Raw genomic sequence first — 11,235 nt, forward strand, 5'->3', positions numbered from 1 at the left:
ACGGCCTCATGGCACGCTCGTCACACCGGAACTCGCGCGGTGCTGCGCGCCACGGTCTGGCGGAGCGCCAGGAGCAGGGCGAAGACCACAGCCGTCGCCGCGACCACGGCACCGGCCCCACCGAGGTAGGCGATGGTCTCCTCGCGGCGGGTGATCACGGCCGCGGACTCCACCACGTCGATGGTGTGACGCAGCGCCCACGCGGCCGCGACTCCTCCGACGACGGCCCCCGCCGAGAGCACCGCGAGAACCCATCCGGCGCCGGAGCCGCGGGCGGCACGGCTGGCGCCGCGAGCGCCGCGAGCGCCGGAGGACGGGGCCGGGTCCAGGGAGGACGACGTAGTCAGGGCGCAGGCGAGCGCCCCCCAGAACAGCACCACGGCCAGGGCCGCGACGACGTCGCTGGGCCGGTGCCACTGGCCCACCAGGGTGGAGATCCCGGTGGCGCCGGTGTACACGGCGCCGAGCAGCGCCACGAGCGGGCGGGCCGTGCGCGGGACGGCGAGCACGAGGGCCACCGAGACCGAGGCCGCCACGGTCGTGTGACCGCTGGGCAGGCTGTTCTGCCACCAGCTCTCCCCGCCGAGGTTCACCCGGTCGAAGACGGAGTACTTCAGGAACTGGGTCGTGACGTTCGAGCCGACGACCACCACGGCGACCTGCATGGCCAGGCTCCACCGGCGCCGCAGCAGCGCCACGCCCATCGACACCACGGTGCCCAGCACGATGAAGCTCACCGAGACGACGTCGAGCAGCGGCTCGGCGACGGTCCACAACCAGTTGCGGCCCAGCAGGGCGCCGTCATAGGCCAGCTCCTCGACGACCTGCCCCTGGTGCGTCCCCACGAAGATCCGCCACAGCGCCACCGTGGCTGCCGCAGCAGCGAGGGCGACGACGACGGCCAGCACCCGCGGGAGCCTGGGGACGTGGCGGGTGCCGTGCTGTCGCTTCCCCGGGCTCGAGCCCCCGCCCCCGCGTGGTGCGCCCGCGACCGGGTCGTTCGGGTCCCGCGGCGCGCGGGTGCCACCGTAGCCGGGCCCCGAGGGCTCGGTCACGGGCAGCAGTCGCGTCGTCTCGTCGGGTCTCACCCCGCAACGGTATGTCAGACCTGTGAGGGTCCGGCGGAGAACGCGTCGATGCTCTGGGCACGATCAGCAGTGTTCACAGCAGGCTCATAGGTTCGTCTCAGGCCGCGCGAAGGGTCCAGATGCACCATGTACACATGGTCACCACCCCCTCCGTGCCAGCCAGCAGCGACGGCGCCGACCAGCCGCGCCGCCCCGTCGACACCCCGGTCCAGCCCGCCCAGCCGCGCCTGACCCGCCCGGACGGCAGCCCGCTGCGCGTCCTGGTCGTCGACGACGAACCGAACCTCGCCGAGCTGCTCACCTCGGCGCTGCGATACGAAGGCTGGGACATCTCCACCGCGCTGACCGGGCAGAGCGCCGTCAAGCTCGCCCGTGAGGTCTCACCCGACGTCATCGTCCTCGACGTCATGCTGCCGGACATCGACGGCCTGCAGGTGCTGCGGCGCATCCGCCAGCACCAGCCCGCCGTCCCGGTGCTCTTCCTCACCGCCCGCGACTCCGTCGAGGACCGCGTGGCAGGGCTCACCGCCGGCGGGGACGACTACGTCACCAAGCCCTTCAGCCTCGAAGAGGTCGTCGCCCGGCTGCGCGGCCTGCTGCGCCGCGCGGGGGCGAACGCCGCCCGCCAGGACGCCACGCTCGTCGTCGGCGATCTGGTGCTGGACGAGGACTCCCACGAGGTGACCCGCGGCGGGGAGGAGATCTCCTTGACCGCCACGGAGTTCGAGCTGCTGCGCTATCTCATGCGCAACGCCCGCCGGGTGATGTCCAAGGCGCAGATCCTCGACCGGGTGTGGCAGTACGACTTCGGCGGGCAGGCCAACATCGTCGAGCTGTACATCTCCTACCTGCGCCGCAAGATCGACGCCGGTCGCCAGCCGATGATCCACACCCTGCGCGGCGTCGGCTACGTGCTCAAGCCCGCCGGACCGGCTGAGTGACCCCCGCGCACGCGGGACGACCTCGCCGGCCGTGGACCCTGCGCCGCCAGCTCGTCACGCTGCTCATCGGCCTCGTCCTGGTGATCTGCACGCTCATGGCGGTCGCCTCCACCCTCGCGCTGCGCAGCCAGCTGCTCGACCAGGTCGACGCCCAGCTGACCCAGGCGAGCGACCGCGCGGTCAACCGACCGCGGATCCTGGGCTCCCCGTCTCCGACCGACCAGCCCCCGGGAGCGAACCAGCCCGGACAGATCCCGGGGCAGGGCGCCGGCACCATCGACGTCTTCTTCTCCGGCTCCGAGGTGGTCCAGGCGACCTATCCCGACGACTCCGGCACCCTGACCGAGGTGACCGACGCCCAGCTCGCCGAGCTCCTGGCCGTCCCTACGGACGGGCAGATCCATCCCGTCCACCTCAGCGACCTGGGCTCCTACCGCGCGATCTCTGCGACCACCGTCCTGGGTGACCGCGTCATCACCGCCCTGCCCACGACCACGGCCGACGAGCCGCTGCGGTCCTACGTCACGGTCGAGATCCTGCTCATCGTGCTCGCCGCGGGGGTCGCCGCCGCAGCCGCGACCATCCTCGTGCGACGCTCCCTGCGTCCCCTCGAGCGGGTCGCCCACACCGCCATCCGCGTCTCCGAGCTGCCGCTGGACCGCGGTGAGGTGGCCCAGATCCCCGGGGTGGACCCGGTCGACACCGACGAGCGGACCGAGGTGGGCACGGTGGGCGCGGCGCTGAACCGGATGCTCGGGCACGTCGAGACCTCCCTCGCCGCCCGCCACGAGTCGGAGACGCAGGTGCGCCAGTTCGTCGCGGACGCCAGCCACGAGCTGCGCACCCCGCTCGCCTCCATCCGCGGTTACGCGGAGCTGGTGCGCCGCTCCCCCGACGTGGTGCCCGCCGGCACCCTGCGGGCACTGGACCGGATCGAGTCCGAGGCCTCGCGGATGAGCGCCCTCGTGGAGGACCTGCTGCTGCTCGCTCGTCTCGACGCCGGCCGCCCGCTCGAGCGTGCCGAGGTGGACCTCACCGTCCTGGCCATCGACGCCGCGGCGGACGCCCACGCCGCGAGCCGCGACCACGTGTGGCGCCTCGAGCTGCCCGGCGGCGAGGACGACGCCGACCTGCCTGAGCCCCCCGACGCCGTCGTCGTCGGCGACGAGGCCCGGCTGCGCCAGGTGTTCACGAACCTGCTCGGCAACGCCCGGGTGCACACCCCGCCGGGCACCACCGTGACGCTGTCGGTGCGCCCCGAGCGCGAGCGCGTCGTCGTCGTCGTGTCCGACGACGGCCCGGGCATCCCGGCGTCCCTCGCGTCGTCGTTGTTCCAGCGCTTCAGCCGCGGGGACTCCGCCCGCAACCGCGACGGCGGGTCCACCGGGCTCGGCCTGGCGATCGCCCAGGCGATCGTCGCCGCCCACGGCGGAGAGATCACCGTCCGCTCGGCCCCTGCCCCGGCGACCGGGGCGACCTTCGAGGTCGCCCTGCCCCGCAACCCGCGCGCGGCGTCGACGAGCGCGGCCGCCGAGGGCTGAACGCGGGCGGGTGCGAGCGGTCGGTCAGGCCTCAGGCCGGGACGAGGAAGCCGTCGCGGACCAGGCCGCGCACCGCCGGCAGCAGCTCGCCTGCGAGCTCCCCGGCGGGTACCTCGAAGAGGGAGGCGATCGCCGTGGTGAGCTGGCCGACCGTGAGCTCTCCGTCGCTCGCCCCGACCAGGGCCGCCAACCCGGCCGAGGCGTGGATGCCGCGACCGAGGCCGTCGCCCTGGCGGACGATGACCACGTTGGGGTCCCCCGCGCCCGGGGTGAGGTAGCGCTCCTCGCTGACGTCCGGCGCCACGGTGAGCCGTGACCCGGCGAGCGCGGCGTCGTCGCGGGCCTCGAGCCAGTCGTGGGCGGCGAGCGAGACGGCCAGGTGCCCGCCGAGCGGCTGGCGCACCGACCCGGTGTGCTCCTCCAGCCGGCGCAGGCTCGCCCCGGTGCCGGCGACCGGCTTGCGCAGGGTGACGATGCCGAAGCCCACCGCCTCGACGTCGCGGCTGGCGAAGTCGTCGAGCCACGCCTCATAGGACGCGGCCCACTCAGCGGGCTCACGCTCGGGGGTGGTGCCGCCGTCACGGATCCACGTCTCGGCGTACTCCGCGGGGTCAAGGACCTCGCGCTGGATGACCCATCCGTCCAGCCCGGCCTCGTCGAGCCATCCCCCGACCCGGTCCATCCAACCCTCACCGCGTCGGTGCTCCCAGTTGCCGAGCATCTGGGCGACCCCGCCGGGGGCGAGGACGTCACCGACGCCCTGGATGAGGTCGCGTACGAGGTCGTCGCCGGCGCGGCCGCCGTCGCGGTACTCGTAGTCCGGGATGGTGCCGCCGCCTGCGGCCCGCGGGGTGATGACGAAGGGCGGGTTCGACACGACGAGGTCGAAGAGCTCCCCGGCGACCGGCTCGAGCATCGACCCTTCTCGCAGGTCGAGGCGCACCTCGTCGAGGGCAGCGTTGAATTCCGCGAAGGCCAGCGCGCGGCGGGAGATGTCCGTTGCGACGACGGACCTGGCGTGGCGGGAGGCGTGCAGCGCCTGGATGCCGCAGCCGGTGCCCAGGTCGAGCACCCGGTCGACGGGGGTGCGCATGGTCACCTGCGCCAGGGTGATCGAGGCGCCACCGGCACCGAGCACGTGGTCGCCGGCGAGGCGGCGACCTGTCGCGAGCTCGCCCAGGTCCGAGGCGAGCCACCAGGACACCGGTCCGGCGGCGTCGGCGGCGGCGTAGGGGCGCAGGTCGAGCAGCGCGCGGACGCCGTCGTCGGGTCCGGCTCCCGCCGCGACGACGAGGCCGAGACGCGCGGCGCCGTCCGTCCCGACGCCGGGCAGCGCCGCGTCGAGCTCGGCGCGGGTGACCTCCATCCCCAGCAGGAACAGCGCGGTGAGCACCGCGCGGGGCTCGGGCAGCCTGCCCGACGCCGCGGTCCGCCCAGCACCACCCGCCGCACCACCGAGCGCGGCGCGCGCGACGCGCAGGGCGGGCACCGCCTGCTCCCGGTGCAGGGCTGCGGCGGCGAGCGGGCCGAGGAAGTCCTCGACGCCGTCGACGGTGTAGGACGCGGCGGCGAGGTCGGTGCGCAGCAGCGGCAGGAGGGTCGGGTCGATCGTGGGGTCACCGAGAGGCATGGGACCTATCTTCCCCCGGACCGGGTACATGACAGGAGGCGGCCCCCGAGGGGACCGCCTCCTGTCAGACGAAGCGCTGGAACGAAAAGGCTCAGGCTTCGCAGTTTTCGGTGGTGAAGGTGTCGACGTTGTCGCTCGCCGTCGTGACCTCGTCGGAGGACATGAGGTCCGTCACGGCCATCAGGTCGTCAGCGGCGGTCTCGGAGGTGGGGTCGATGTCCTTGACGGCGGTCAGGTACTGGTCCATCGCGTCGGTGACGACGGCCCAGTCGTCAGCGATCTCCTTCGGGGCGTCGAGCGACTTGAGCTGCGAGATCATCTCGTCCGCGGCCTTGTCGACTGCCTCGGAGTCGGTGAAGTCGACGTCGTCGAGGGCGGTGCTCTCGGTGAGGGCCTCTCCCTGTGCGCAGAACTCCTCGATGGAGGCGTCGTCGCTGCTGCATCCGGTGACCAGTGCAGCCAGGAGAACAGCGGCGCCGGCCCCGGCGGTCAGGCGCTTCATGTGTGTAGTCATGGGACTAATGCTCGCGGTTGCTGAAGGTTTCCTGCAAGGGGCAGGGACGGGGACAACTGCCCATGCGGTCAGCCCTTTTTCACCCGGCCGCCGGTGCCTCGAGGTCGATGCCCAGGTCACACACCAGGGGCAGGTGGTCGCTGCCCCGCTGGGCCGCCGCCGTGTGCAGCACCTCGCTCGGCCCGCCGGTGATCGCCGCGCCGGCGAGCACGCCGTCGATGCGCCGACGCCCGACCGGCGCCGGGAAGGTCCCCACCGTCGACCCGGGCGCCATGTCTCGCAGGTGCCGGCTCAACGCCGCCCACGACGGCCCGTCCGGGGTCTCGTTGAGGTCTCCGGCGACGACGCACCGCTCGGGACCGTAGCGCTCGATCAGCGCGTTGATCTCCTCGCAGTGTTCAGCCCGCTCCCGCGCGTCCAGGCCCAGGTGCACCGAGATCACCACGACGCCCCCGAGGTCCACGACGGCGCACCCGCGGCGGGTGGGCCAGGCCACCAGGTCACGCCGTCGCCACCACCGCCACGACAGCGGCCGTCCACGTCGGGCCACGACGTCGGGCGCCCGCTGCGCGGAGACCAGCAGCGCGGTCGTGTAGGCCCCGAAGGGGCTGCCGCCGGGGATGACGCAGACCATGCCGGTCGCCGCGGCGAGCCGGCGCATCCGCCGCCGGCCGCCGGTGAGGTAGCGCGTGGGCTCCTGGATGGCGACGACGTCGGGCGCGGTCTCGATGATCACGTCGCGGACCGCGTCGGCGTCGACGAGGAGACTCTTGATGTTGTAGCTGAGCAGGCGCACTCAGTCACCGTACGTCGGGAGCGACGCCTCGCTGCAGTTCTCGTCGGCGTAGCTGACGATCTCCCGCACCGCGCGGCCGACGTCGCTGTCGGAGTCTTCCAGCTCAGCCGCCAGCGGTTCCCAGGTGGCCTCGAAGACGTCTTGGTCCGCGGAGTCGTCGAGGTCTTGCAGTGTGCTGTAGGCGTCCCACATGAAGGCGTCGGTGGTCTTCCACTGCGCACTGAGCCCCGACGGCGGCTGGCTCCGGCTCACGAGCTGGTACGTGCTGCGAACCTCGGAGATCCCCACGTCCGAGGTCGACGTCGATGTCAGGTCGCGCATCTCACGGGCGGCGGCGCAGCCCGTGATCGGGGACTGCGCGCCCGAGTCTCCAGGGCAGCCGGTGAGGACCACCGAGCACAGCAGCGCCGAGCCGATGAGTACGGCCGTCCGTGGTGCGCCCCTGGTGTGGTCCATACCTCGCATCGTGGGCGCACCAGAGCGCCCGTGCAACCGGGACGCTCAGCGCCAGCGGTCGAGCAGCCGGGCGATGGGATCGGCGGCGTCGTCGAGGACGTGCTCGCTCCCCGAGGAGGCCGCCGACATCAGCGCGGCACTGACGAAGTGGGCGAGCAGGTCGACGTCGTCCACGCGGGCGAAGCCGGAGGCTCCCAGCACGGTGGCCATCGCCGCGAGCAGGCGCGGCCGGCTCGCGTGCATGATCCGGCCCAGCTCGGGGTCGCGCATGGCGGTGAACATGGGGTCGAGGCGGATCGAGACCACCGAGTCGTCCACGTGCGGGGCGAAGAGCACCTCGATGAGCAGCCGGGCGGTGGTGCGGGCACCGCGGTTGCGCACCGGGAGCGCGTCGGCGTAGGTCTGCGCCGCGGCGGCCCGCAGGTCCTCGGCAGCGGTGACGGCGGCGGCGAGCAGGGCGGCGCGGGAGGGGTAGTAGTAGCTCGCCGACCCCTGCGGCACACCGGCGACCGTCGCCACCCGGCGGTGGGTGATGGCGTCGATGCCCTCCTCGATGAGCAGCCGCGCTGCCGCCTCGGTCATGGCCTCCTGGCGGTCGTTCGAGCGCTTCTGCACCGTCCGGCGGGTGCCGGGCGGGACGGGCGCATCGGTCTGGGCTGCCATGAAGCCATCGTAGGCGGCGCGTCGCGGGCGTCTCGTGGGACCTGTGACCTCGGCGAACCCGGCTCCGTTGTGTCACGGTTTTCACGAAACCCATACGGGTGTATGGTTCTTATGAACAGATGAATCTTCAAGCAAGGAGTGCGACGTGATCGAGGCTGAGAAGCTCGTCATCGACTGGGCAGCCATGCCCACCTACAACACCGTCATGTCGGTCGCGGTCGGAGCCGGGCTCATCCTGCTGGTCGCGCTGGGGCGCGAGATCCTCAAGGACCCCAAGAAGGTCGTGTACGAGGGCTGGTCCCTGGCCTTCGCGGTCCTCGGGTTCATCCTCACCGCGACCGGTCTGCACATGACCCTCACCTGGCCGCTGGCCTCCGGTGGCTTCCCCTTCGACAACATCATCTTCGGTGAGACGTCGTTGGCCTTCGGCGTGCTGCTGCTCGCGGCGGCGGTCTACCTCTGGTTCCGCGGACGGGCAGCCCTCGAGCGCGAGGACGCCGTCGAGCACATGAGCGCCGTGGCGCGGCCGGTGTCGGTGTTCGTGCTCGGCATGGGTCTGGGCCTGTTCGCCATCGCCATCGCCGGGGTCACCTACCAGCTCTTCGCCGCACCGCCGCAGGAACCGATCTCCGGCGCCTTCGCGGACTACCCGCTGGTCGAGGCGATCTTCATGTCCGGCCTCATCGCCCTCGTCGGCCTGGGTGCGGTGCTCTTCCCCTTCGGGCTGCGCGCCACCCCCGCGGCGGCAAAGGTCCGCACCGTCATCGGCTGGGCCTGGGGCCTGTCCGGCCTCGCCTTCGTGCTCTTCGGCGCGATGAACTTCTTCACGCACATCGGTCTCATCGTCAACACGATGGGCTGAGTGCATGCCTCGGCGGTCGGCGCACAGACGACCGCCCCCCGCGCCCCGTCCTGGACCTCTCCCCCCGGAGTCCAGGGCGGGGCGCGGCTCTGTCCGCCGCCGGTCTACGACCCGCGCGGCGCTGACCCGTCCTCGTCCACCTGCCCTGAGCCCACCTGCCCTGAGCGCGAGCGGGACTGGGACGACATCGACGACCCGGCCGGGGACGCGGCCGGGGAAGGGTCCGGATCGGGCTCCGTCGAGGCGGTCCCCGACGGTCCAGGCCGTAGGTGCGTCTCCCCCGGACCCTCGTGCGCGGACTCGGCGTCGATCCGCGCCACCCGCAGGCGGCTCATGATGATCGCCCCGAAGGCGACACCGGCCGCGACCACCGCGATGGAGATGCGCAGCGCGTGGTTGGCGTCGGCCGGCACGCTCATGGTCACCACGGCCGGCGCCACGAGCAGCGCCACGAGGTTCATCACCTTGATGAGCGGGTTGATCGCCGGACCGGCGGTGTCCTTGAAGGGGTCCCCCACCGTGTCACCGATGACCACGGCCTCGTGGGCGGGCGAGCCCTTGCCCCCGTACATCCCGTCCTCGATGATCTTCTTCGCGTTGTCCCACGACCCGCCCGAGTTCGCCAGGAACACGGCCATGAGCACCCCGGCGCCGATCGCCCCGGCGAGGAAGCCCGCGAGGGGACCGACACCCAGCCCGAAGCCCACCGCGATCGGCGCGAAGGCCGCCAGCAACCCCGGCGTGGCGAGCTCGCGCAGGGAGTCGCGGGTGCAGATGTCGACGACCTTGCCGTAGTCGGGCCGCTCCTGGTACGTCATGATCCCCGGGTGCTCACGGAACTGTCGGCGCACCTCGAAGACGATCGCACCGGCCGCCCGGGTGACCGCGTCGATGGCCAGGCCGGAGAAGAGGAAGACCGTCGCAGCGCCCAGGATCACCCCGACGAGGGTGATCGGGGAGATGATGTCGGTGCTGAGCATCGAGGGGATGAGCCCGGTCGTCGAGGCCGTGGTTCCGATGTCCCGCAGCGCCCCGGCCACGGCGTCGGCGTAGGAGCCGAAGAGCGCGGTGGCCGCGAGCACCGCCGTCGCGATCGCGATGCCCTTGGTGATGGCCTTGGTCGTGTTGCCGACGGCATCGAGGTCGGTGAGCACCTGCGCACCCTCGGCGTCCACGTCGCCGGACATCTCCGCGATGCCCTGGGCGTTGTCCGAGACGGGGCCGAAGGTGTCCATCGCCACGATCACCCCGACCGTGGTCAGCAGCCCGCAGCCGGCCAGCGCGATGAGGAAGAGAGAGAGCCAGACGGATCCGCCGGCCAGCAGGAACGCCCCGCAGATCGCCGCCGCGATGATGCCCGAGGTGTAGACCGAGGACTCGAAGCCCACCCCGATCCCGGACAGCACCACGGTCGCCGCCCCGGTCCGGGAGGTCGCCGCGACGTGCAGCGTCGGCTTGGACGTCGTGCCGGTGAAGTACCCCGTGACCCACAAGATGATGCCCGCCAGGACGATGCCGATGAGCACGGCCAGGCTCGCCACCACGCGCGGGTCGCGGGCGACGTCGGACAGGTCCGCGGTCCCGGGAGACTCGGCGAAGGTGGCCGGCAGGTAGGCGAAGGCCGCGACCGCAGCCAGCACCGCCCCGAGCAGCGCCGAGACGTAGAAACCGCGGTAGATCGCGCGCAACCCGTTCTCCTGGCCGCGGACCCGGGTGATGACCACACCGAGCAGCGCGACGAAGGCGCCCATCGCGGTGACGATGAGCGGGAAGACCAGACCGGCCTCCCCCAGGGTCGCCTTGCCGAGGATGAGCGCCGCCACGAGCATGACCGCATAGGACTCGAAGAGGTCAGCGGCCATCCCGGCGCAGTCCCCGACGTTGTCGCCCACGTTGTCCGCGATCGTCGCGGCGTTGCGCGGGTCGTCCTCGGGGATGCCCTGCTCGACCTTGCCGACCAGGTCGGCGCCGACGTCGGCCGCCTTGGTGAAGATGCCGCCGCCCACCCGCATGAACATGGCCAGCAGGGCGGCTCCGAAGCCGAAGCCCTCCAGCACCGACGGTGCGTCCGCGCGGTAGATGAGCACCACCCCGGCCGCTCCCAGCAGCCCCAGCCCCACCACGCACATACCGACGACGCCGCCCGTGCGGAAGGCGATCCGCGCCCCCTCCGCGCGCGCACCAGGCCGCATGGCCGACGCCGCGACACGCACGTTCGCACGCACCGCCAGCGACATGCCCAGGTACCCGATCGAGGCGGAGAAACCAGCCCCCACCAGGAAGGCGACGGACCGCCCGATCCGGATCCCACCGTCGCCGGGGAGCAGGAACAGCAGACCGAAGACGATGATCGCGAACAGCGCGAGCGTGCGGAACTGTCTCCTCAGGTACGCCGACGCGCCCTCCTGGATCGCCGCGGCGATGTCCTGCATCTTCGCGGTGCCCTCCGGCGCGGCCAGGACCTGTCTGCGCAGCACGACCGCGACGACCAGGCACAGGGCACCGATCACCGCGATGACGGCGACGATCGCGATGCTGGATGTTCCGAGCTCGGGCATTCGGCCTCCTAGGCGAGCACGGTCGCCACGTGACGAGGGTCACATCGGCGGCGATGTTGCGGGAAGTCTACGCAGCAATGCCGGTGGGCGCATGGATACCGGGGGTGATCACGCGGCGCGGTCTCTGGGACACGACTGCCTGCGACCACCCCAACGTTCTGGCCTGCTCGTTCGTCATGATGGGTG

10 protein-coding genes are annotated in these 11,235 nt (G+C 72.3%); 3 read left to right on the forward strand and 7 right to left on the reverse strand.

Annotated features, from left to right (window positions below; all coding sequences use genetic code 11):
* Positions 1–20: 20 nt before the first annotated feature.
* Positions 21–1,088 (reverse strand): phosphatase PAP2 family protein, encoded by a 1,068-nt coding sequence (locus SS2_RS15695; RefSeq protein WP_245643642.1) that lies wholly within the window; start codon positions 1,086–1,088, stop codon positions 21–23.
* 134 nt (positions 1,089–1,222) lie between these two features.
* Between SS2_RS15695 and SS2_RS15700 the strand changes: the two genes are divergently transcribed.
* Both SS2_RS15700 and SS2_RS15705 read left to right on the forward strand, forming a co-directional pair.
* Positions 1,223–2,029, forward strand: a complete 807-nt coding sequence (locus SS2_RS15700; protein WP_083942312.1) for a response regulator transcription factor — start codon at positions 1,223–1,225, stop codon at positions 2,027–2,029.
* Positions 2,026–3,570, forward strand: coding sequence for a sensor histidine kinase (locus SS2_RS15705; RefSeq protein ID WP_066465721.1), 1,545 nt, complete (start codon positions 2,026–2,028; stop codon positions 3,568–3,570). Before SS2_RS15700 ends, SS2_RS15705 begins: the two co-directional genes overlap by 4 nt.
* Before the next feature lie 31 nt (positions 3,571–3,601).
* On the opposite strand, the gene SS2_RS15710 is transcribed toward SS2_RS15705, so the two are convergent.
* The 5 genes from SS2_RS15710 to SS2_RS15730 all read right to left on the reverse strand — a co-directional run bounded on the left by SS2_RS15710 (position 3,602) and on the right by SS2_RS15730 (position 7,629).
* Entirely contained in the window at positions 3,602–5,200 is a 1,599-nt protein-coding gene (locus SS2_RS15710; protein WP_066465722.1) for a DUF7059 domain-containing protein, read from the reverse strand.
* Between the two features lie 91 nt (positions 5,201–5,291).
* Positions 5,292–5,714: a hypothetical protein gene (locus SS2_RS15715; protein ID WP_157607378.1), complete on the reverse strand. Its 423-nt coding sequence runs from the start codon at positions 5,712–5,714 to the stop codon at positions 5,292–5,294.
* 79 nt (positions 5,715–5,793) lie between these two features.
* Positions 5,794–6,510, reverse strand: coding sequence for an endonuclease/exonuclease/phosphatase family protein (locus SS2_RS15720; protein WP_066465724.1), 717 nt, complete (start codon positions 6,508–6,510; stop codon positions 5,794–5,796).
* Entirely contained in the window at positions 6,511–6,966 is a 456-nt protein-coding gene (locus tag SS2_RS15725; RefSeq protein WP_066465725.1) for a hypothetical protein, read from the reverse strand. It lies immediately after the preceding gene.
* 45 nt (positions 6,967–7,011) lie between these two features.
* Entirely contained in the window at positions 7,012–7,629 is a 618-nt protein-coding gene (locus SS2_RS15730) for a TetR/AcrR family transcriptional regulator (protein WP_066465726.1), read from the reverse strand.
* 145 nt (positions 7,630–7,774) lie between these two features.
* Here SS2_RS15730 and SS2_RS15735 point away from each other — a divergent pair, with 145 nt between their 5' ends.
* A complete protein-coding gene (locus tag SS2_RS15735; protein WP_245643644.1) occupies positions 7,775–8,491 on the forward strand; it encodes a DUF981 family protein in 717 nt (238 codons plus the stop codon).
* 104 nt (positions 8,492–8,595) lie between these two features.
* Here the strand turns inward: SS2_RS15735 and SS2_RS15740 are convergent, their stop codons facing one another.
* Positions 8,596–11,049 (reverse strand): sodium-translocating pyrophosphatase, encoded by a 2,454-nt coding sequence (locus SS2_RS15740; protein ID WP_083942313.1) that lies wholly within the window; start codon positions 11,047–11,049, stop codon positions 8,596–8,598.
* Positions 11,050–11,235: the final 186 nt, after the last annotated feature.

This window comes from Sanguibacter suarezii NBRC 16159 (genome assembly GCF_001552735.1).
GTDB classification, from domain to species: Bacteria; Actinomycetota; Actinomycetes; order Actinomycetales; family Cellulomonadaceae; genus Sanguibacter; species Sanguibacter suarezii.

Coding starts and splice junctions, on each gene's coding strand:
- SS2_RS15715 (WP_157607378.1), bottom strand. CDS start 5,714: ATGACTACACACATGAAGCGCCTGACCGCCGGGGCCGGCGCCGCTGTT.
- SS2_RS15710 (WP_066465722.1), bottom strand. CDS start 5,200: ATGCCTCTCGGTGACCCCACGATCGACCCGACCCTCCTGCCGCTGCTG.
- SS2_RS15740 (WP_083942313.1), bottom strand. CDS start 11,049: ATGCCCGAGCTCGGAACATCCAGCATCGCGATCGTCGCCGTCATCGCG.
- SS2_RS15730 (WP_066465726.1), bottom strand. CDS start 7,629: ATGGCAGCCCAGACCGATGCGCCCGTCCCGCCCGGCACCCGCCGGACG.
- SS2_RS15725 (WP_066465725.1), bottom strand. CDS start 6,966: ATGGACCACACCAGGGGCGCACCACGGACGGCCGTACTCATCGGCTCG.
- SS2_RS15700 (WP_083942312.1), top strand. CDS start 1,223: ATGGTCACCACCCCCTCCGTGCCAGCCAGCAGCGACGGCGCCGACCAG.